Origin of the sequence: Photobacterium pectinilyticum, assembly GCF_024357955.1 — a bacterium.
GTDB classification, from domain to species: domain Bacteria; phylum Pseudomonadota; class Gammaproteobacteria; order Enterobacterales; family Vibrionaceae; genus Photobacterium; species Photobacterium pectinilyticum.
Genome location: NZ_JANEYT010000045.1, coordinates 1 through 22,142, shown reverse-complemented (window position 1 = coordinate 22,142; position 22,142 = coordinate 1). Strand labels below are relative to the sequence as shown.

At 44.3% G+C, this 22,142-nt stretch carries 21 protein-coding genes; 12 read left to right on the top strand and 9 right to left on the bottom strand.

Translation table 11 applies throughout. The features are described from left to right. Positions 1-132 precede the first annotated feature (132 nt). Together NHN17_RS17150 and NHN17_RS17145 are read left to right on the top strand one after the other, a co-directional pair. The gene (locus tag NHN17_RS17150) at positions 133-1,077 is read left to right on the top strand and encodes an SPFH domain-containing protein (protein WP_255043869.1); all 945 of its coding nucleotides are present in this window, start codon (positions 133-135) and stop codon (positions 1,075-1,077) included. Further along, the gene (locus NHN17_RS17145) at positions 1,074-1,532 is read left to right on the top strand and encodes an NfeD family protein (RefSeq protein ID WP_255043868.1); all 459 of its coding nucleotides are present in this window, start codon (positions 1,074-1,076) and stop codon (positions 1,530-1,532) included. The genes NHN17_RS17150 and NHN17_RS17145 overlap by 4 nt, the downstream gene beginning before the upstream one ends. A gap of 404 nt (positions 1,533-1,936) precedes the next feature. Here the strand turns inward: NHN17_RS17145 and NHN17_RS17140 are convergent, their stop codons facing one another. Then, positions 1,937-2,341, bottom strand: a complete 405-nt coding sequence (locus NHN17_RS17140; protein WP_255043866.1) for a hypothetical protein — start codon at positions 2,339-2,341, stop codon at positions 1,937-1,939. Between the two features lie 318 nt (positions 2,342-2,659). On the opposite strand from NHN17_RS17140, the gene NHN17_RS17135 reads away from it, so the two are divergent. After that, positions 2,660-3,118, top strand: coding sequence for a cytochrome C (locus tag NHN17_RS17135; RefSeq protein ID WP_255043865.1), 459 nt, complete (start codon positions 2,660-2,662; stop codon positions 3,116-3,118). A 61-nt stretch (positions 3,119-3,179) separates the two neighbouring features. Here NHN17_RS17135 and NHN17_RS17130 read toward each other — a convergent pair whose 3' ends face one another. Further along, on the bottom strand, positions 3,180-4,178 hold the full coding sequence (locus NHN17_RS17130; protein ID WP_255043864.1) for a YdcF family protein: 999 nt from the start codon (positions 4,176-4,178) through the stop codon (positions 3,180-3,182). 399 nt (positions 4,179-4,577) lie between these two features. Here NHN17_RS17130 and NHN17_RS17125 point away from each other — a divergent pair, with 399 nt between their 5' ends. Next, positions 4,578-4,973, top strand: a complete 396-nt coding sequence (locus NHN17_RS17125; RefSeq protein ID WP_255043863.1) for a VOC family protein — start codon at positions 4,578-4,580, stop codon at positions 4,971-4,973. A gap of 61 nt (positions 4,974-5,034) precedes the next feature. On the opposite strand, the gene NHN17_RS17120 is transcribed toward NHN17_RS17125, so the two are convergent. The 3 genes from NHN17_RS17120 to NHN17_RS17110 form a co-directional block, all read right to left on the bottom strand. Beyond that, complete coding sequence (locus NHN17_RS17120; RefSeq protein ID WP_255043861.1) at positions 5,035-7,017, bottom strand: flavohemoglobin expression-modulating QEGLA motif protein; 1,983 nt, start codon at positions 7,015-7,017, stop codon at positions 5,035-5,037. Continuing rightward, positions 7,001-8,029, bottom strand: a complete 1,029-nt coding sequence (gshB, locus tag NHN17_RS17115; protein WP_255043859.1) for a glutathione synthase — start codon at positions 8,027-8,029, stop codon at positions 7,001-7,003. The genes NHN17_RS17120 and gshB overlap by 17 nt, the downstream gene beginning before the upstream one ends. Positions 8,030-8,135: 106 nt before the next feature. Then, entirely contained in the window at positions 8,136-8,486 is a 351-nt protein-coding gene (locus NHN17_RS17110) for a MaoP family protein (protein ID WP_255043857.1), read from the bottom strand. Between the two features lie 163 nt (positions 8,487-8,649). Here NHN17_RS17110 and hdfR point away from each other — a divergent pair, with 163 nt between their 5' ends. From hdfR to ribA, 5 genes are all read left to right on the top strand, one after another. Beyond that, positions 8,650-9,510 carry an HTH-type transcriptional regulator HdfR gene (hdfR, locus tag NHN17_RS17105; RefSeq protein ID WP_255043855.1) on the top strand — a complete coding sequence of 287 codons (861 nt, stop codon included), beginning with the start codon at positions 8,650-8,652 and terminating at the stop codon, positions 9,508-9,510. A 340-nt stretch (positions 9,511-9,850) separates the two neighbouring features. Beyond that, complete coding sequence (locus NHN17_RS17100) at positions 9,851-10,009, top strand: hypothetical protein (RefSeq protein WP_255043853.1); 159 nt, start codon at positions 9,851-9,853, stop codon at positions 10,007-10,009. 125 nt (positions 10,010-10,134) lie between these two features. Then, entirely contained in the window at positions 10,135-10,458 is a 324-nt protein-coding gene (locus tag NHN17_RS17095) for a DUF6916 family protein (protein ID WP_255043852.1), read from the top strand. Between the two features lie 84 nt (positions 10,459-10,542). Further along, the gene (locus NHN17_RS17090) at positions 10,543-10,725 is read left to right on the top strand and encodes a restriction endonuclease subunit S domain-containing protein (RefSeq protein ID WP_255043887.1); all 183 of its coding nucleotides are present in this window, start codon (positions 10,543-10,545) and stop codon (positions 10,723-10,725) included. 420 nt (positions 10,726-11,145) lie between these two features. Next, positions 11,146-12,198 carry a GTP cyclohydrolase II gene (gene ribA, locus NHN17_RS17085; RefSeq protein WP_255043850.1) on the top strand — a complete coding sequence of 351 codons (1,053 nt, stop codon included), beginning with the start codon at positions 11,146-11,148 and terminating at the stop codon, positions 12,196-12,198. Between the two features lie 83 nt (positions 12,199-12,281). Here the strand turns inward: ribA and NHN17_RS17080 are convergent, their stop codons facing one another. Next, positions 12,282-13,043, bottom strand: coding sequence for a substrate-binding periplasmic protein (locus NHN17_RS17080; RefSeq protein ID WP_255043848.1), 762 nt, complete (start codon positions 13,041-13,043; stop codon positions 12,282-12,284). A gap of 79 nt (positions 13,044-13,122) precedes the next feature. On the opposite strand from NHN17_RS17080, the gene NHN17_RS17075 reads away from it, so the two are divergent. After that, positions 13,123-15,567 (top strand): response regulator, encoded by a 2,445-nt coding sequence (locus tag NHN17_RS17075; RefSeq protein ID WP_373689574.1) that lies wholly within the window; start codon positions 13,123-13,125, stop codon positions 15,565-15,567. Between the two features lie 75 nt (positions 15,568-15,642). On the opposite strand, the gene NHN17_RS17070 is transcribed toward NHN17_RS17075, so the two are convergent. The 3 genes from NHN17_RS17070 to NHN17_RS17060 all read right to left on the bottom strand — a co-directional run bounded on the left by NHN17_RS17070 (position 15,643) and on the right by NHN17_RS17060 (position 18,877). Further along, positions 15,643-15,951: a hypothetical protein gene (locus NHN17_RS17070; protein WP_255043845.1), complete on the bottom strand. Its 309-nt coding sequence runs from the start codon at positions 15,949-15,951 to the stop codon at positions 15,643-15,645. A gap of 258 nt (positions 15,952-16,209) precedes the next feature. Continuing rightward, on the bottom strand, positions 16,210-17,691 hold the full coding sequence (locus tag NHN17_RS17065) for an FMN-binding glutamate synthase family protein (protein ID WP_255043844.1): 1,482 nt from the start codon (positions 17,689-17,691) through the stop codon (positions 16,210-16,212). 280 nt (positions 17,692-17,971) lie between these two features. Continuing rightward, positions 17,972-18,877 carry a chemotaxis protein gene (locus tag NHN17_RS17060; RefSeq protein WP_255043842.1) on the bottom strand — a complete coding sequence of 302 codons (906 nt, stop codon included), beginning with the start codon at positions 18,875-18,877 and terminating at the stop codon, positions 17,972-17,974. A gap of 462 nt (positions 18,878-19,339) precedes the next feature. Between NHN17_RS17060 and NHN17_RS17055 the strand changes: the two genes are divergently transcribed. Next, a complete protein-coding gene (locus tag NHN17_RS17055; RefSeq protein ID WP_255043841.1) occupies positions 19,340-21,691 on the top strand; it encodes a glycosyl hydrolase family 18 protein in 2,352 nt (783 codons plus the stop codon). A 158-nt stretch (positions 21,692-21,849) separates the two neighbouring features. After that, positions 21,850-22,029: a hypothetical protein gene (locus tag NHN17_RS17050; protein WP_255043840.1), complete on the top strand. Its 180-nt coding sequence runs from the start codon at positions 21,850-21,852 to the stop codon at positions 22,027-22,029. Positions 22,030-22,142 lie beyond the last annotated feature (113 nt).

Here is a 22,142-nt window from a genome sequence, read left to right as displayed (position 1 = left end):
CCATAGATTGCTAGCGAAGCCCAACAACTGTGGGGCTTTTTGATTAAAGTTCAGGGATGTAGCCATTGTATTGATATGGTTGCATACGGTATTCTGGTTATTAACTGAACGCTGTTTATTAAGGAGAGCCACATGCCGTACGATACTTTGGTCACTGTTGGTGTATTTATCATAGTGGCAATAGTGTTTATTGCTTCGGGTGTTAAAACCGTTCCACAGGGTAGTGAGTGGACCGTAGAACGTTTTGGGCGTTATACCAAAACCCTTCGTCCTGGTTTGAATTTGATTGTGCCTTTTATCGACCAAGTCGGTAACAAGATCAATATGATGGAACGAGTGCTGGATATTCCGGCGCAAGAAGTAATTTCACGAGATAACGCCAATGTTACCATTGATGCGGTGTGTTTTGTGCAGGTCATCGATGCGCCAAAAGCCGCTTATGAAGTGACTGATCTTGAACATGCTATCCGTAATCTAACCCTCACTAATATCCGTACTGTTCTTGGTTCGATGGAGCTCGATGAGATGCTATCACAGCGAGACACCATTAATGGACGGCTACTGACCATTGTTGACCAGGCCACAAACCCTTGGGGTGTTAAAGTCACTCGTATCGAAATAAAAGATGTGCAACCACCGGCTGATCTGACTTCAGCAATGAATGCTCAGATGAAAGCGGAGCGTAATAAGAGAGCAGAGGTTCTAGAAGCTGAAGGGGTAAGACAGGCTGAAATTTTGCGAGCTGAAGGCCACAAGCAATCTGCAATCTTGCGGGCGGAAGGTGATAAGCAAGCCGCTATTCTGCAAGCAGAAGCAAGGGAGCGGGCGGCAGAGGCAGAAGCCAGAGCGACTGCTATGGTGTCCGATGCCATTGCCAACGGGGATCTTCAAGCGGTGAACTACTTCATTGCCCAGGGATATACTGATGCGTTGAAAGCGATAGGCCAAGCGGAGAATGGTAAAGTTATTATGTTACCTCTGGAAGCGACTGGCCTGATGGGTTCAATTGCGGGGATCACTGAGATCCTCAGCCAGTCAGGGAGCAGTAAAGAAGGAGAGAAAGGTAAGCTGGTATGATCACGTTACTTGAGCAAATGAACGCCTGGCACTGGCTAGCGCTAGGGCTGGTATTGTTGCTATTGGAATTATTAGGCACAGCAGGTTACTTGCTATGGCTAGGAGTATCAGCACTGTTGGTTGGAGCGATCATGTTCTTCCTACCATTAGGTTGGGAAATGCAATGGCTGACTTTTGCTGTGTTCTGCTTGTTCACGACTTGGTTGTGGTGGCGCTATCAGCACAAACAAGATAGAGCCGGTGACGAGCAACGCAGTTTGAATCAGCGCTCAGAACAATTGATAGGCCAAACATGCGTACTCGAAAATGATTTCCCGCTTGGGCAAGGGCGTTTGCAACTCGGTGATACGACGTGGACCGCTAAATCAGAGTCCAACATACCTGCAGGCACCTTGGTTGAAGTCATAAGGGTCGAGGGTATCGTTGTCATTATTCAAGAAAAAGTGAGCCAGTAAAATACACTATCTGCTGGCAATTAACGGTGGTGGCGCATAATGGTAAGTTTATGTTTGCTGCTGACGCTATATTGAAGGCGATTCAAAAGTGTTTGTTATTTGCTGGTATTGCCTCTGCTTATGCGGAGGCTTTTTTTTGTTCCTACTATAATACCAACCTAAATAAGTATTTGATCTGTTTTACTGGTTAAAATCGCTGCTATCTATGTTAGAGATTTTGTAATTAGAGCCACTAGTTACTGCAATATCTGTCTTGATAACAACGATTTCTCCAGTGCAAATACTTGATCAACTACATATCGAGATTGGTATAACTTAACTCATTACCTCGTTTACAGATATCTATTGAACAGCCTGGCTTTTGCCAGGCTGTTTTTGATTAGCGCATCAAAGTAAGAAGATTACTATACCTGAACAGGGTTATTGGCTACATTTTCAAAGTAGAACTTATATTCTCGTACACCGTCTATCTGAACACCTTTTTCTCTTAGCTCAAGGTATTGCTGCAGTTTTATCGTTCTGAAATCCAACGCTTTTAGCGCAAGAATTATTCGCAGCTCATCCATTGAACGTGATTTGGCACCAGAACTACAGGCGCTACAGATAACATGCGTTTTTGCCTTGAAGCCGGTCTTATCAAGCCAGTTTAGCTCTTTCGGTTCTTTGCGTTCACCACAGAAGTAACAGCGTTTGTCTTGCTTTATAGCCGCTTGCTCTCTTAATACCTTTGGACTCAGTGGTTTGTTAGATTGGGGAATGCTGCTATTTTTGTTGCCACTGAAAGCCGAGAACTGAACTACGTTAGACATTTGGGTAACTCTCACTAATCAAGGTGTATTCGTTTAGTTTATAGCGCATAACTGAACATTATTGTCGTCCGATTAGGATGACACATATATCAGTAAGCTGCTCATCGCTAATCCTAACCATGTAAGCAAAGGGAATCTACCGTTGATTTTTGCGAAGATAGCTTCTGTTCTGTCTTTGAACGCACAGCTGTTTTTTGATCGCAGTCAATCAAGTGTTAGACAGTTGCTGATTTGGCAACTATCTCGTTCTATATCCTTCTACACTTATCATAGCCACAGAATCTGCTGACAAATCTAAGCAAAAACAGGTGGTGATTTATGAAACTTTTCCCATTGCTACTTGGTTCTATATTGACCATCGCGCTGACCGGCTGTGAACCGTCAGAGCGCGGAAATACCGCAACGTTTACGTTACCTCCGGGGGATGTGTCTCATGGTGAAGAATTGTTCCAGCACTATCAATGCTTAAGCTGTCATATAATGGAAGGCTATGAGCGGCCGGAGGTATTGGATGAGTCCGGTGTCAATGTCGCGCTGGGCGGAAAGGTAACAAGCCTGAAAAAATATCAGGAACTGGTTGTTTCCGTTATCAATCCATCACACCGAATTGCCAAGGGATATGAACCCGAAGAAGTGATGCGTTCGGGTGAGTCCATAATGCCAAGTTATAACGATGTCATGACAGTAACAGACTTGGTTGATCTTATTACCTTCCTTGAAAGTAAGTACGAGCTAGAGCCTTTTGAATATACCCAGTATGAAGGGTTTTATTATTGATTTGATCCGGCCCATGAGGGGGGTGGAAATTAGGCCCATGACGGGTCCTTTTTATTTTTGATCATATTTGTCGAAGGTCACCACAACTAAACGCCGCCAACCCATAACCACGCAGCGCATCAATGTAACAGTTAATGCGTGTTTGACCGCTAGGAAAACGCCCGGGTGATAATTCGTCATCAACGGCGAGATGGTTAAAAGCGATGTGGGAGTCAGGCATTTTGTAGCCGTTTTGTTGCTGGCTATCTTGAATGGTCTCGAACAGTATTTGTGAACGGTGTACGTGAATCGACGCGCTAACCAAAGTGGCATGTTGGATTTGGCGACGTTGCAATATCTCCAGGCTGAGCTGGGCGTTATCTATGGTGTTGGCCGCTTTTTCTTCTTTTATTATTCTGCTGATACTTACTCCTTTTTCGACTAGCCATGTTTGCATCTGATCGGCTTCGGTGATGCCAGCTGTCTCAACACCACCAGTGACAATGATTAAGCTGTTTGGTGACTGGGTCGCAAGCTTGAGGGTGTGCTTCAGTCTCAGTACTAAAGGCTTAGCGATAGAGCCGTCGCTATTGAGCTTATAACCTAGCGTTACAATGGCATGGCGTGAAGAACAGTTTGATATTGGGAGAGAGCCAGTGTGGTGGTAAAGGATAGGGGTATCGAGGTTATTTTCAATAATAGTGATAACACCCGTTATAGCCTTTGCACTTTTTGGATCGAGATGAGAGATTTGCTCTATGTGCGCAGTGACGAGTTGAGGCTTTCCTAGGAAATGATGCCATACCGCAAGGTAGCTATTGAGTTTGATCTGCTGGTGGTGGTTAGCGCTTAACAATGCTTGATTATAGCTGTGTATTGCTTGGTCTATATTCCCTTGGAAGCTATTGATGTTGGCCATGGTCATGAGGATATCAGCTTTTCCAGTATCCTTTGCCAAGCACAAAGCTTGAGATAAGAAATGCTGCACGGCTTCAAGGTTCGAGACGGCTTTGCCGTTTAAATTGAAGTTGTGGCGTCTGGGGCTATTGTAGGCATCCAGTGCCCGCTGGATATCGTCCATGTTTACCCGACCAATCCTCTCTAATTCTCACGATACATTGGTTCATCGTATCCTTCATACTGATAAAAGCAAAGTACTGTGCATGTCAAAATCATTAAAAAACAGAATTCGGATCAAGATAGCAAGAGGTGATTTTACCCCGTGTATTTTTATTGAAAAGCAGTATAAATAGGCCCAGATTTGACGAGTTGGGCTAGCTTTAATAGCAGATATGTAATACCAACCTACATAAATATTTGATCAGTCTTGCTGGTTAAAATCGCTGTTCTCTGTGTTAGAGATTTTATAATTAGCGCCACTAGTTGCTGCAATCTCTGCCTTGATAACAACGATTTTTCTTGCGCAAATCCTTGATTAAATGCTTATCCAGATTGGTATATTGTCGATAAGGAGAAACGTATGGCAAATGTTTTTGAGCAACATGGTGCATTCAGCTGGTCTGAGTTAATGACTGATGATCCTGAGAAAGCGATAGCATTTTACCGTCAGGTTATCGGTTGGGAAGTTGAAGCGATGCCAATGGAGGAGGGGACCTACCATATTGTCAAAGCGGGAGGTCAACCTGTTGGCGGTATCATGGGTAAACCCAAAGGGTATGAGAATATTCCCAACCACTGGGGGAGTTATATTACGGTTGATGATGTTGATGCGACGGTAGAAGCAGCGAAGACTGCGGGCGGGTGTGCTGTCTATGAGCCCAAAGATATTCCCGGTGTTGGCCGTATTTGTGCTATCAGCGATCAAGACGGTGCGATTGTTTCTGTCATTGCTTACGAGCAAAAAGAGTGTGAGTGAATTGACATAACAGAAAGCCGCAAGGAATGACTCTCGCGGCTTTTATGTTTTGAAGCCGGCGTTACTTAATGCATTTGAGCATGTAGTTAATGATAGGATCGCTGGTATCCTTCATAGCCAATGCTTTTGGCATATAAGTCGGCTTTTTGAGGATCTCACGGGTGATTAACTCATCAAGCAATGGTTTGAACTCAAAACCAGTTTTACCGATAAACAACGATGTCAGATTGTCATTGGCATAGGCATGCAATGCATCTTTCAACCCTTTCAGATAGAGGTAGTCTTTGGTGAAGCCTCCTCCACGATACGCACGGGCCGTAATGGTGAAGGCTTGATCGTTACTGATCCCATAATCATGTTTTAGCACATGGAAGGTCTCATTAAAGCTTTCACCTTTGACCATCATATCGACGGCCACCACACGTAATGCCAGTGTTTTTAAACGGTGTAGAGGGAAGCTACCCGATAAATGCTCACATAAAATCGCCAAGCCTTCCTGGGTATGGGTGTTGCCCGGTAAACCCAATTTAAGCACCTTCAATGGCTGTATATCGGCATTGGCGCTAGTTACCAGGTGAACCCCTAGTTCATGGTGGATAAGGGCATCAAGATCCTTACGGTTAAATTTTGCCGTTTGGTTAACCTTGATTGTCCGGCCACTGACCATTGCACGGGCGATAAGCTGTTTAGAACCTGCAACTTTACATTTCAACCCATATTCATCGGCGGCTTGCTTAAAAGCCTGAATCGCTTCTTGGGCTGAAATGGTTTCCTCTTCTGGTTCGCTGTATTCACCGGCGTGCAAGAAGAAATTCGCGTTGGCGATATCGTTCTGATCCGGCTGGCCATAGTAGCGTAACGAGTTGTATAGGAACTCATCGCTACCAATACTGGTCAGCAAGTCGATACGAACCGCGAGTTGATCAATCACCTTGCGGTACATTGCTTGGATATCCGCGTCACGGATATCTTCTACCGGCAAGCGGTATAGTTGCTCGCGGAACTTGAACGGGTCCAAATCCAGCTGACGATAAGTAAAGTTCAACTGGTAGTCATAAGGACGGTGCAAGAACCGGCGTTTTTCCTGTTTGATATTCAGCGGGGTGATATAGCCAAGTGTATTGACACCCCTTGCAATCGAAAACAGTTGGCGATCGAGCTTGAGTACTTCACGAGGCAACTTAGAAGCCAGCACATGGCTGCCTGTCAGCTTTTTAACCTTTGTCCGGCGCAAAATGGTTTCTGCGGCGTGTTCGGTCAGTACGTTTTTCATCTCAGCGCGAAGCTTGTCAATAACCAGCGGGAAGCTTTCACCGCGGGCCTCATCCATGAAGACTTTCTTCACTTCCAACGGCATGATCAGTGTATTGGTGAAGTTGGATTTCACAAAGCTGGCTTGATAGCCCATACCTTGGAAAACATCATTGACTTCAGCGGTTACCTCAACGTTCGGGAGCTCGATGTTGCGCAGCTTATCGACCAAGCTATCAATTTCTTTGCGCCAGCGACGCGTGTTGACCTGCTTTGTGCCCAGGTTGAACACTGGCACATTACGGTCAATGCGCTGGTAGTTGTACGAATGAACGTCATACAACAGGCAAAGACCGAACTGGCTTTCTAGCGTGTCAATAAGACACGCTAGAATACGGTAATAACCGTCGTGTTTTGCCAGCGAAACCGCACGCTCCTCATCGGTGAGCGCTGTTTGCCAAACCGGTTTGCCCCATGCTTCATCGTAGATGCAGTTTTCAGGCGCACGGTTCAAGTCGTACTCGTAGCGCGAGTCTTCGCCTTGAAGAACGATTGGCAGCGAGGAAATGAAATCACCGGTGAAGGGATCTTCCTCGAAGTAACGTTCTTCTTCTGTAAGCAAACAGTTTGGCATCAGGTCACCGCGCAGGTTGTGACCATGATGGAGAGCTGTGGCGATATATGGCTGATATTCGCTGATACGAATGGTCAAACTTCCATCGTTAAGCTGTGCTTCAAACGGAATGAACTGCTGGATCCTTTCCAGTATTTCCGCTTCAGAAAGTTGTAGCATCGGCAATCACCTGACGAAATTCATTTTTACGAGTAATGCTGACTTCTTTTGCCTTAACAACCGTTTCGGCAAAATCAATAACTTGCATTTGCAACTTGGTACGGTTCAAGCGGTTGATACGAGTGATGCCACCAGGGCTCAACACGTTTACTTCAACCAGTTTGCCGTTTATAACGTCCAATCCCACAAAGTAAAGACCATCGCGAACCAGTTTCGGACCAATGTGCTTACACAGACGCAGTTCTTGCTTGGTCAATGTATGCTTCACTTCTTTACCGCCAGCATGAATGTTAGAGCGCACATCGTCTTTGGCTGGCACGCGGCGCATTGCACCGATAGGCTCGCCGTTTAGCATCATGATGCGTACATCACCTTCTTCAGCACCTTCGATGTAGTCTTGAAGAATGACGTAGTTCTTGTCATCACCGATATAGAAATCCAACAGTGACTTCACGCTCGACTTGGCACTTTTCTCAACCAAGATGACCCCTTTGCCACCGTAGCCATTCAGCGGCTTCATGATCATGCGATCGTTAGGGGGTTCTTCCAGCACGCGCTCCAAGTAGTCGCGGTTTTTCGATACATGGGTCACCGGGATGAACTCATTGTTCGGATCAGGCAGCGATGTAGTGTAAAGCTTGTTATTTGCTACACGTAACCCGTCGATATCGTTCATGATGAAGGTGTGATCACGCACTGAGTCGAGGAAGTTCAATGCCATGGTATCTAGCGGCGGGTTGGCGCGCATGAAAATGACATCGAAACCTGCCAATGGCAACTGGACTTTACGAAACTCTGCTTTGCGGTAAAAACTTAGGATATTGCTAGATACCTCCGTCTGTTTCAGCACTTGGCAGAATGCGATAGCTGTGCTGTGTCGCATAGTCAGATTATTCGGTGTTGTAATGGCGACCGTGTGACCGCGCGAGGCAGCCTCGTGGATCAGACGTAATGTCGAGTCATTCTCTGGCTCAACTTTGTCCCACGGATACATAACAAAACAAATTTTCATAGCAGTCGCCTAATTACTGTCAACCTTGACAGGGGTATAAATAAATAAGCCATCGCACGGAGGTGGATGGCTTATTCGTAATGGGTAATAGATGAGTAAAGGTACTTTACTCAGTTAAGATATCGATATCAGTCTCGACATCATCATCATCAAAGTCGTTAGCACTTTGCCTTCTCTGTGAAACACAAAGTGTGTAACTACGGACTTTGTTGGTGGTTTTGTTCAAATACTTAAACCAGCACTTGGCATAGTTGGTTTGAATTTCTTTACTGCCGCTGATTTCGGCCAAAAACTCTTGCTCACTAGTTGTTTCAGGAATCAATGAACCTTCAGCGAGGCCGCGCATGGTGCGACCATAGTTTTCGAGTATTTGAGCTTCGCTAACAGTGAAAACACCTGAGCGGTTGAAACCTCGTGGGAAATTATTATCGTCGTAAAATTTGCCTACACTTCTCATTGGCTATGCTTCCAAAGGTAATTTACGCAGATATTCTTTCAGGTTGTTTGATTTGTAAAGTAAGAAATTTTATTCGTCACGATAAAAAATATTGATTAATATGAGGGGGAATACACATGTATTATGCCGCCTTTATTCTATTATCTTCGATGTCGAGGACCTTGTGGATACTGAACTACTTAGAACCTTTCTGGAAGTAACAAAAACGCGCCACTTTGGCCGTGCTGCAGATAACCTGTTTTTAACCCAGTCCGCGGTGAGCTTTCGTATACGCCAACTTGAAACTCAGCTGGGGAATGATCTGTTTTCGCGTCAACGCGGAAATGTACATTTAACTGCTGCCGGTGAACGCCTCCAACCTTATGCCGAAGCCATTTTGCAAACTTGGGGACGGGCAAGGCAGGATGTGGCATTGACCGAGACGCTTAATCAGCAAGTGACCATTGGGGCCTCATCGCTGTTCTGGGAATTCGACGGTATTTCAGATTGGATAAGTCGGATCTATCGGCATGTCGATGGGCTTGCACTGCGTTTGGAATCTATTCCTCGCCAAAGCTTGGCGAAGCAATTGTTGGATAAGAGTGTTGACGTAGCGATTACCTCTGAGCCACCAAAGATTGAAAATCTGCAGGTGACTAAAGTGCGTGATTATCAGTTGCAGCTCGTTACCAAAGAAACAAACTGCACGATGGAGAAGGTGAAGTCACTGCCAATGGTGTATCTCGATTGGGGAACACGTTTTTCGGTTGAGCATAGCCGGATTGTTGAGCTTCAGAAGACGCCAATTATGCATACCCACTCGAGCAAGATGGCGCTAGAGTTTTTGATCAACAACAAGGGGGTGGGTTTCTTGCCTTCGCCTGTTGTTGCGGGCAGTGTGCAGGATGGTTTGCTGTTTCCTGTTGAAAACGCACCAGTAATGGAGCAATCGCTGTATTTGGTATGGCGTGAAGACACAGAAAAAGCCGATATGCTGGAATCAATGCTAGCAGTGCCGTTCAATCAAGTTATTGAAAGTGTTTAGCGGGAAAACGAAAAGAGCACATCATCAACAAATTTTATCGTGGCCAGTAAAATTACTTGTTGTACATAAATTGCGGTGATCTCCTATTCTCTCGATATCTCCTCTAAGTTGGAGGAGGTAGCGATAAGAGAATATAGATGCATATCACAAATGGCATTATGGGATTGATGACCTTGATACTATTTGTCGCCGGTCCGATGATCTTTAGTATTTTTGTCATAATCCAAAGTTACACTTCAATACGGTTTGGTAGTGATATTTTGCTGTTGGCATGTGTCGTTGCCAGCGTTCAATTAATCTGTATTTGTTACTTACTCTGGAATGGTTTCAGGAAGCAAGCATGGCTAAGTTAGATCAAAAATTCTCTAAAGGGTCTAAGTCAAAACACAACTTCGATTTTGAAGATGATTTTCAAGATTTCGACCAATCATCAAAGAAGAAAAAGCGCCGTATCGCACGCCAGCGTGACGCTTATCCGGAGTACGACGATAGCTATTGATTTAATGACTCGATTTAACCGGTTGATTTAACGATAAAGGGGGCCTTATGGCGCCCTTTGTGGTTTTTTAGGGTGAGTGGTTTACGCTTAAAGACAGAAGAATGGCTGTTGAAAGGGCTAACACAATGTCTAGAAATCCAATGTCGATGGAAAATGTACAAAAGTTGGTTGGTGAGAAGGTTAAAGTTTTTGATCAATCCGGTCATGAGGCAGAATTTACGGTGAGTGGTGTTACGCAGCAGCCTCGGCACGGTTTTGATGACCTTGGCAGGTTCATTGAACATTTTGTGATCACTTTTCAAGGTGATGGTAGCACCCATTTTCCTGATGGCCACTACCACTTTAAGCACCCTAAACTCGGTGAAGTGGAACTGCATGTGATTCACAAGCATGACCATGACTACGAGGTACTAGTGGAAACGGAGTTGGTCATAGGCCAGTTTAGTTGATGGTTTTTGATCAATATTTCTTGTTGTAAATCATGTATACTGCTCCGAGTTTGAATGTAGGTACTGCAAAACAAGAGTGAAATGATGCTAGACAATATTTCTATTCCAGAAGATATCGAACAAGAGCCTGAGCTGGCTATTCCATCGATTGACGAGCAAAAGCGCATTGTTGAAGAGCTAAAGCGCTTAGAAGCCGCAGGTGAACTGACACCTGAAGTGCTTGAAGAGTTTATGACCGGTAAACGAACAGCACCTAAAAGCGAATAATAAAGCTTAAGCCTTTAAATGTTAAGTTTTGAGGCTTGGCGTTAATAAAGATAAAAAAACGACACCATGAGTTATCGTGGTGTCGTTTTTTTATCTCATATTTTCCTTCCTTCCTTGCTGTTGCTTAAATTTTGAACAGGATGCGTCCTCGTTAATTACAGTCTTTTTGGTTGGCTAATTGACTAGGCAGACTTCTAACACTTTAGAACTATTTTGTGGTAATAATTTCTGTTTGATATCCAATAGTTTATCTATAACGCTCTAAATTATAATGACTTTAACTTTCAACGAAAAAAATGCTAATAAAATAGTTTAACTTTTTTGTTGTGGTTCTCATACTTTAACTATACTTAATTGTAAGTAAAAGGAGGCATTACAATACCATTAGTTGTAATTGTTCATTTATTAGGAGTGCAATAAATGATTGAAGAAATTCAGTTCTATGAGCCCAACGAAGATTTCGGATTTTTATCTAATTTTGCCGATAGTCCTATTCAGTTGAGTGACGTTACTTGGCCAACCAGCGAACATTATTATCAAGCTCAGAAGTTTACCGACCACTCTGTTCAACAAAAAATACTAAATGCTTCAACTCCAGACGAGGCGTTTCAATTAAGCCGTAAATATGGCCACTTGGTAAAATCGGACTGGATGGATGTACGCCATTCAGTGATGCGTTATATTGTTTTTGAAAAATTTCGTCAGAATCCACATTTTACGCATTTATTGGTCAGTACGGGTGACAAGCTATTGACAGAGCACTCCCATAAAGACAGTTACTGGGGGGATGGTGGTGATGGTAAAGGCCAGAATGAACTGGGTAAAATTCTTATGGAAGTGAGGGATTACTTCGCTGAACAAGAGCCTTTCAACTACGTCCATTTTGTTGATAGTGCAAAGCTTCCTACTCAGTGGGGTACATTCCGGATGTATGGGTTTGTTGAGCATGCAACAGGAAAAGAACATTTAGCGCTGGTTTACGGTGACCTGAAAAGCGGCGAGCCACCACTGATCCGTTTGCACTCGGAATGCTTGACTGGAGATGCCTTGTTCAGCGCTCGCTGTGATTGCGGATTCCAGTTATCAAGGGCGATGGAGAATATCGTAAATGCTGGTAGCGGTGTGCTCTTTTATCTAAGACAAGAAGGCCGAGGTATTGGCCTAATAAATAAAATCCGTGCTTATCATCTTCAAGATAACGGTGCTGATACTGTTGAGGCTAATGAAGCACTTGGCTTTGCGGCAGACATGAGAGATTATTCTTTCTGTAAGGGAATGTTGAGCTTTTTAAATATTGAATCGGTAAAGTTAATGACAAACAATCCGAGGAAGGTTAAAGCATTAGAAAAAGCGGGGATAAATATATCTGAGCGTGTTCCTTTACAAGAGGGAAATAACCCGTATAACCAGGGGTACTTGAAAACTAAAGCCAGTAAGTTAGGTCATATGTTTGATAACTCATTCATTAAGTAATACGACGGAAATATGATTATAAAAAAGCCATCTTGAAGAAGATGGCTTTTTTATGTATTGATGGCTTTATACCTATGGACTGATTAAAAATAAGTTTCAATAATTGTATCTATCTTTCCTGTTGACTTTAGTGTATCGAGTCTTTCGTTGATAAACGCCTGTAGTTCAGGGTCCATTTTAGGGTCAAATGCGAGATAAATAGGGTAGTCAGGGATAACAGTACTAAAAGGCTGCAGTATATATTTGTTTTTATCCTGGTCTTCTTTTTTTAAGTTGTACTTAATTCGCGAAGCCATTTCCACAAAAGCGGTATCACCAGGGATTTTATTTATTACACGAAAGGCTGCACTGTAGTCTTTAACTCTTAGTTCATCGATCGTCCCCTCTTTGATATAAGGAATAAGTTCTGGGTAGTCAAAGCCATGCAATAAGACAACAACCTTGTCTTTTAAATCTTGCATCGTGTTGAAATTAAAGGGGCTGGCGTTGCTACTGACTAACACATGTTGAACATTGTATATGGGGGAGTTTGATAGGTTTTCAGCTTGGACTCCTCCCCAGTGCGGGCTGCCATAGGTGATCCAGTTTGTCTCATCGCCTGCTTCTAGTAAGGCGATCATACGGTTGAAGGGATAAGTGTGGTATTGGATATTGTATTGGCTTTGCTCAAATACGGCGTTGACAATATCAGTCACTATGCCTTTGTGCTTATTTCCATTTTCAATCTGGAATGGCTCTGCTTGTTTGGCAATGACATAATAATTGATGGTTTCAGCATTGCTTTCGGAAGCGAAAAGTGGGAGAGCGAACACGAAACCTAACGAAAATAACGATTTTTTCTTCATTTTCTATCCTTGTCTAAATATTCCGTTTTGAAGGTCTATTATTAGATTAGTAGAGGAATAGGAAGATGCGAGTTTAAGGATGAAGGACGTGACAGGATCGTTAAAAAAAAGTCGTCAATTGAGCTTGGCTAAGCAGTTACTGTTTTTGATTATCTTGTTGAGCTCCTTATTTACATTGTTGTCAACGACGTTGAGTTTGTATCTAGAATACAAAGGTGAGTTAAAAGAGATAGACAGTCGATTTGTCCAAATTAAAGACAGTTACCAGTCCAGTTTAACGTCGAGCTTGTGGGTAGAAGACCGCGAATTGTTAATGACACAGGCTGAAGGGGTTCTGAGCTTACCTTCTATTTCTTATGTCAAAATTTTCGACCGTGATCAGATTATCCTTGAGCTAGGCACCCCCCTTGCTGAGGATGTTATTGAGCGGCAGTGGCCATTGACGTATCAAACAAGAAAAAAAGAATTTGTACTTGGCACTTTGGTTGTCCAGTCTGATCTCCAGCCAGTTTATCAGAGCCTCTATGATACGTTTCTTTTACTGCTATTTGGCCATAGTCTCCAAATATTCTTTATCTGTGTTTGTATATGGTTTATTGCATATCGACTTGTTGTTCAGCCGCTAATCAAGATGTCTATTTCGGTAACCAAGTTTGATGAGAAAAATGTCCCGCTTCCTGTGCAGTTAACGAAGCGCTGGTTTGATGATGAAGTGACAACCTTGGCCACGCAGTACAATCGTTCCGCAGAACACATTCGACACCACTATAGAGAACTGGAATCGGCGAGAGAAACTGCAGAGCAGGCAAACCTGAAGAAAAGTGAGTTCCTTGCCAATATGAGCCATGAAATCCGTACTCCGATGAATGGCATTATTGGGTTATCAGGTTTGATGCGTGACATGTCGATGCCTACTGATCAAAAAGAATATATTAGAATGCTCCATACCTCTTCATTGTCTCTGCTTGATTTGATTAACGATATCCTCGATTTTTCAAAAATAGAAGCGGGTCAGTTGGAGTTGGAAACTGTGCCGTTAAATGTGTTTGAGCTGAACAAAGAAGTTGAGTCCCTGTTTATAGTCAAAGCAGCAGAGAAGGGCCTGAATTTTACATGCTCGGTTGATAAAAGTATTAGTCCTATGCTAGCGGGGGACGGGGCTAAGTTGAGGCAAGTTCTAAATAATTTAGTGAGTAATGCGATTAAGTTCACCGATAAAGGTCAAGTCTCGCTTTCTATTGAGCAACAGAAAAGCACAAAGGATTATTGTCGAGTTAAATTTTCAGTTGCTGATACAGGCATTGGAGTCGCAAAGGATAAGCAAGACACCATTTTTGAAAAATTTCAGCAGGCAGATGGCAGTACGACAAGGCAATATGGTGGCACCGGTTTGGGATTGGCAATCTGCCGGGAAATGGTCAAGCTTATGGGAGGGGAGGTCAGCGTTGAAAGCCAACTTGGTGAAGGCAGCATTTTTTCTTTCGTGATTGACTTACCATCTGAAAAAGTAACTATCCCTGTAGAAGAGCGATCTATTTTTGAAGGACTGAATTTTCTACTTGTCGACGACAGCATGTTGAATATGCGTATTACAACGGTGCAACTCGAAGCTTTTGGAGCAAAAGCGGTAAGTTGCCTCGATCCAAATATGGCAATCCCGATGGCTGAAAAGGCAATGACACAAGGGGTCAGTTTCGACGTGGTGATCATTGATAAGTTTATGCCACTGCTTGATGGCTTTGAACTAGCCAAGCTGCTACAGGAGCATTTTGGGGCTAATTGTCCGAAGTTAATGATGATTTCTGCAGCGCCAGAAATGAATGATGAAGAGAAAGCGCTGAACCTAGGTATAAAATCTTTTCTGACTAGGCCATATAAAGATGCGCATTTGAAGTGGGCGATATTGAAGTTGCTCTCTCCACAAACAGGGGGGGTAGACAAGGAAAGGGTACTGGAGCCAGTGCCGTCTCGGCCAGATAAGGATACTGTTCGTGCTCAACCTCAAAAAGTGATAGAAGAAGCAGTGCAACCCCCCGTGTTGAAGAGTAAGTCAAACAAGCGTGACGATGGCGATAATACTCATGGTGCTAAAGCATTAACAGAAAGTGTTAAGGGGAACGAAGCCTCACAGCAAGGCGAACTGACGGTTAGGGTTTTGGTGGTTGAAGATACCCTGATCAACCAGAAAGTGGCAAGGATGATGTTGGAGAAAGCCGGTGCGATTGTTGAGGTGGTAGAAAATGGCCAACTCGCGGTGGATCTCTACCAAGAGAAGCACTTTGATGTGATATTCATGGATTGCCAGATGCCAGTCATGGATGGCTTTGAAGCGACTCGTCAGATCCGTGAAATAGAGAAGCAAACTGGAGGTTTTACACCGATTGTTGCTCTCACCGCCAATGTCGTGAAAGAAGAAAAAGATAAATGTTTTGCCGCTGGTATGAATGACTTTGTTTCTAAGCCTGTATCTTTAAAGATCTTGAAGCATAAGCTTGAACAACACGCGGTTGTGCCAGTCTCCTGACGGGGGATGTTTAGCATGAGTTATTTATAAACAGCGCCCTTTGCGGCGCTGTTTTTGATATATGATCTTTTGTCTTTAGCTGAGAGACAAATCTTCACTCAGAAACGATAGGTGTTGGTTGTACAGGGTAATCACAACCGTCAGTGTATTGTTGAAGGTATCTTCTGATATTTCATCAATGACGTAGAAATCGCTACTTTTATCTTTCAGTTTGTTGTTCACCAGTTGCTGTAGGCTGTCATTGATATCACCATCAATGATGAGCGTTTCTACAGCGTTAAGTTGTATATTATGGACTTCAATAGGGGCAAGCAGCTCAGGGGAAGCGTAAGAGAATGCGGATGCTGTCAGTAATGCAATAGCTGCGATTGTGCGGGATATCATGATTTAATAATATGTTGTCAGTCAGTGAGGTTACTTTGACACGGCTTTTGTCAGGCAATGTCAGAGCAAGGTAAAAACAGTTGAAAATGCGCCTTTGAGTGCATTCAAAGGCGCTGGGTGCCAAAAGTATATTAAAACACCGTTCATTACCATCAATTAGCCTAGGATAAGTTGTTGTGTGCTGCTTATTTAACCATTGAGTTTATTGAAAACGTTGTTTTTAATTTCTGATTGAAATTACGCATTGACGGAAACGGTCTATTGATGGTTCTCATAGAGTTTATCCAGTGCGATGGATAAGCCATTCTCTGTCACTATTCGAATGTGTGACTTGTTAAGTAGCCGGGCATTGGATACACCACAGGAGTGGGCGATGACCCCTAAGCCATAATGAATATACTTATTGTAATTGGCGACTCGTTGGGTTTTATCTTCCACATGCAGCCCTTGTTGTAGTCGCTTGTTGTGCGTCGTTATGCCTGTTGGGCAGGTATTTTTGTTACATTGCATCGCCTGGATACAACCAAGGGCAAACATATGCCCGCGGGCTGAAACGACAAAGTCAGCACCGAGTGCAATGGCCCAGGCCACTTTGGATGGTGTGATCAGCTTTCCTGATGCAATGACTTTTATGTGATTTTTCAGCTGGTGTTTTTCCAGTCTGGCAACAACAAGCGGTAAACTCTCTTTCAGTGGTAGTCCAACATAGTCGATAAGTGGCTGAGGCGCAGCCCCTGTACCACCATCTGCACTGTCGATGGTAATAAAGTCCGGAGCACTGTTTTTCCCTCGGCGTTCAATTTCTTCCAAAAAGTCATCAAACCAGGTTAACGAACCGATAACGGATTTAAAACCGACCGGTTTACCTGTGGTCTGCCGGATGAAATCAATCATATCCAGTAAATCCCCAACAGTACGGATATCGATATGTCCGTTAGGGCTGATTGAGTCTTGACCTTCGGGAATACCACGAATTTTAGCTATCTCGGCTGTCACTTTGCCGCCGGGTAATATCCCACCTTTACCGGGTTTAGCCCCTTGGCTCATTTTGATCTCAAACATTTTGACTTGAGGATGAGCCGCGATTTCTTCGAGCTTCTCTTTGCTGAGGTGACCTTCTGCGTTCCTGACGCCGTATTTGGCTGTACCGATCTGGAATACAATATCGGCGCCGCCTTCTAAGTGATAAGGACTCAAGCCTCCTTCCCCTGTGTTCATCCAGCAACCCGCTATTTTGGCACCGTGTGACAGCGCTTGGACGGCTGGCTTAGATATTGCGCCGTAACTCATCCCTGAAATATTGAAAATTGAGCTGGTGGTATAGGGAGTGCGACAGGTGGGACCTATGGTGATGGGGGCAGGAGTGACGGCATCCTCTTCCAGTGTTGGAAAAGCGCAGTTCATGAACATGATGGTCCCCGTTGGTTCAAGGCTTCGGGTTGAACCGAAGGCAAGAGTGCGGTCAATGTTTTTGGCGGCTTTGTATACCCAACTTCGTTCCGCTCGGTTGAAAGGCATTTCTTCTCGATCCATGGCAAAAAAGTACTGGCGGAAGAACTCCCCTTGTTTTTCGAATAAATAGCGGAAACGGCCAATCACAGGGTAGTTATGACGAATAGCATGCTTGTGCTGGTGGATGTCAGTGATGTACATGTATATCACCGCAACTACACCTAGCCCGACAAAGATAATGAATAGCCCTGATAGAAAATTAATGCCGAAGATTAATGAATCGCCCATAGTGCCTCCAAGGTGAAAACGCGATCTATGTTCAATGGATGGGTATCAGATTAGTTTAATTAGGAATAAAGAACGTGCTGGTGAAGATTAATTTCACCTTTTTATCCCTATACCCAAGTTATAACAAGGCGCAGCTTTACAGGAATGTCATTCCCTTTTAATAAGCGTCAACGAAGGAGTGGGTATGCTATTGCTGAGGGGAAAGGAGGGCTATAAAGCCAAACGAGAATATTTGGCTTTATGTGGGAGTGTATAGCTCCCGGATGTGACGGTATCGCGTTTATGCCACAGTTAAGCTGTTCTTCTTTTCAGCGCCGCGAAGCATGGCATGGATTAGCTCATTGGCTTCAAATTTTGTCAGCGCTTCATGCGCGCCTACCTGATGCGCTTGCGATACGCTGATTTCGCTAGATAGAGAGGTGTGCAAAATAATATAAGCATGCGAGAGTTGTGTTGTGTTCTGTACCTCAAAAGCAAGCTCATAACCATCAAGCCCTGGCATTTCAATGTCACTGACCAGAATGTCAAATGGCGTACCGGCTCCTGCTGCATGCTTGAGCATCTCAAGAGCATCATGACCATTTGTCGCAATAAAGTAGGGAATGGAAATACTGTCAAGGGCTTGTGACAACTGCCGTCTTGCAACCGCTGAGTCATCAACCAGTAGAATCTTCAGCGGCCTCAATACTTCACGTTCCATGTCGGTCAAAATGGGCTGTAGGCTATCTGGGTTGTCCGGAAACACCTTCGACAGAAGTAGCTCTACATCCAGTAGTTGGACCAATTTATTATCAACCTTGGTAACGCCAGTGACGAACACGTTCTTACCCAGAGCGCTGGGCGGCGAGTCAATATTGTGCCAATTACACTCGGTAATACGGTCAATGCCTCGGACAAGAAAACCTACCAACATACGGCGGCAGTCGGTAATGATGATATAGCTGTTTTTGAGCTCATCCTTAGAAAGAGGGGGATAGCCCACGGCCTTCGCCATGTCAATAACAGGCAGGGTATCGCCGCGTAAGGTAGCGGCACCTAAGACTGTCGGATGCGAATGAGGGATAGCGGTTAACGGGGTAAAGGGAACAATTTCTTTTACCTTAAGTGTGCCAATGGCAAAAGACTGCAGATGAGTCAGTTTAAATAACAGCATCCCCTGAGATTGATTTGTTGCTGCTTTAATCATTGCTTGTCCCTTTTTTATATTATGGGTCACGCCTAACGTGCGGTGCCTCAATCGGTATATTTTAACGGTAAATAGTGAGGATGGAACAGGCTGCGGTAGATAAATGGTCGGACTTTGATCTTCAGCCATATAGATAAGCGATATATTTTCTCTCTATCATTCAATGTTTTGCTGTGCGGTTAAATTTTGAACGGCTATCGATGTTTTGTCGCTATCTTGCATGACTATTTCATATTGATTTGAAATGACATTAAAAACGCCACTAGGGGTACATTTTTGCTTTCACACATCATAAAAACCTAGCTAACACTTAATGGAACTTTTTTGAGGGCGGAAAAAATGTGCCTTCAATTTTTACTTCCAATAATACCAACCTGGATCAGTCGTTGATCAAGTATTTTAACCTGCAAGGTTGATCAAACACTTATGTAGGTTGGTACAACCATCACGTGGAGAACAAAAATGCAAAAGGGATTACACCTGAGTAAATTGGCATGCGCTATGGCAGCCATGCTGATGGCAGGCACTGCCACAAGTGTCCAGGCCGCTCCAACCCATGACAAGAATGTCATTGGTTATATTACTCAGTGGGAAGCATGGAAAGGGACGAATGCTGGGTTCAGTGTGAAAGGGGAAGCCACACACTTGAACGTCAATATGGATATTTACTCCATTTTGAACTTCTCTTTTTTTGGCGTAGCCAAAGACGGTTCGCTACACAGTGGCGACTTACGCAATAAAAATATCTATCAACCGAGTGCTGTGCAGGAGCCTGGTCCCCTGCTACATCCGGATGTTTACTCTAGCTGGGACTTCCATATTCTGTGGGGCGAATTAGAGTATATCCATCAGTTCCCGGGCAATGAAGCTTGGGAAGCGGATGCACTGCGAAAAGTTCAAGAGCAAGGCTTTGTTAAATCAGGTAACGGCTGGCTTCATACACCAAGCGGTGTTTCTGGCCAAATGCCGATCCCACTTAAGAAAGCGGGTGGTGCTCCCGGCCTGATTGATCTTGCCCATCAGAAAGGGGTGAAAGTGATGGCGTCACTGGGGGGATGGAGTATGTCAAAGCACTTTCCTGAAATGGCGGCGGATCCGGTGAAAAAAGCCCGTTTCTTGGCAGATGTCGATAAATTAATGGCATTGGGCTTCGATGGTATCGATATTGACTGGGAATACCCAGGAACCGGTGGAATGAACTTTCAGGGTAACCCGGAAGATTACGGCAATTTTGAACTATTAATGGAAGATATCCGCGAGCGTATTGGCCCTAACAAGTTGCTGACAGCGGCATTTTCAGCTTCTACAGCGAAACTCGAAGGCTATAATTGGCCACGCTTGGTTGCATCGATGGACTCCTTCAATATGATGACCTACGACCTAAATGGTGGGTGGTCTAATGTTGCGGGGCACAATGCACCGCTATACCCATACCCGGAAGAAGAGTATCAGGATTTAGATCTTGATCATCTTCGTGTGTGGATGGCAGCCAAAGGGATCCCGTCAGATAAAATTAACTTCGGTGCGGCGTTCTATGGCCGTGGGGTCCAAACCACCGAAGCAACCGCGTATGTCGGGGCTCCAACAGACAAGCGCACCGTGAACTTTAGTGTTGATGGCCCTACAGAGTCTGCTGTTGACCTAGACAACTGGAAAGAGTTCGAAGGGCAGCCAAACTATAACTATATTATGCAAGCCGCGGGCTGGGAGCATATGTGGGATGCCAATGCTGAAGTTCCTTACGCGGTGAAGGGGAAGTACTTCCTCAGCTATGACGATGTGCCTTCGATCGAGCAAAAAGCGCAGTATATTGTCGATAACCAGCTTGGCGGTGTTATTGTCTGGCAGGTACATGGCGATATAAAGTGTGAAGGTTCGTTTGTTAGCTACGGTACTAAGCTAAAGCAATGCACTAACCTTAGCTCACCTTTGGCTGAAGCAATCGACAAGGTATTCTCAGCTGGTGATGGCACTGTAAACACTGCACCAGCCTTGACCGTACCAGCCTCGCAAAATGTTGATGCTGGTGCTGTGATCAGTTTTGCTGTGTCTGCGACAGATTCAGAGAGCGATCTCCTGAGCTTTACCGTGACTAATGCAACCGTGATTGATAACGGTGACGGTACAGCGACTGTCACTTATCAAGCCCCTAACACTGCGACGGACATGCAAGATACCGTTACGGTGAAAGTCTCTGATGGGAGAAAGTCGGCCACGAGTTCTGTTGTTATTAACGTTAAAGGTAGCGGTATCGTAGATAATACGCCGCCAGTACTGACTGCGCCGTTGAATGCGACGGTGAAGAGTGGACAGAGCGTAGTGATCAGTGTCCAAGCGGAAGATGCCGATGGTGATTTACTGACTTTCACTGCTTCTGAAGGCTCAATAGCAACTACCGCAACTGGTGCTGATATTATTTTTACTGCACCTACTGTCACAGTGGATACCGTTGTTGATGTGACGGTTACTGTTTCTGATGGCATTGCCAGTGAAGCCGCGACGATTGCTGTGACTGTACAAGCTGACTCGACAGCTGGCCAAACGACTTGGGATCAAAACAAGGTCTACAACACTGGTGATACAGTACTGTTCAATGGTGTGAAATATACCGCGAAATGGTGGACCAAAGGTGAAGAACCAGGGAATAGCTCTGCCTGGGAAGCATTTGATGACGGGAGTGTGGGCGAGTGGAGCGCAAGCAAATCCTATTCAGGTGGCGATCAAGTCACATTTAATGGTCAGACATACAAAGCGAAGTGGTGGACTAAAGGTGAGCAGCCGGGAAATGCTGGTGGTCCTTGGCAACAAATTTAACATCGATGCGTTAAGCTTCTGATTCAATATGAATTTAGTGATGACGTTCTTAATTAAGGCCCGCAATTTGCGGGCCTTTTTCTTACTTGCAGGACAAGTGACCGCATGACCACTATATTTAATATGGTGAAAGGGCGTTTGTTAAGAGGTAGATGGATATGGAATTACGTAATAAATCAGGTGACATAGCAAAGCTTGCCGATAACCTCACATTAAAAGAAATCGTGGATATGGGCTTCTCGTTAGATATCTGCGATGAAGCATATGATTCTAACGAGCACTGGACTGTAACGAGCGATTCAGATAAAGGTAAAACGGGTGAGTACCCTTCAAAATGATTGACTTTGTCTGGTTAGGAAAAGCCAACACAAGGTTTAATGCCATTCGGTTAAGCACTAGCGCTTATATCTCAATGGATATCGGCTAGGAATATAGAGCACTGAACGTGGAT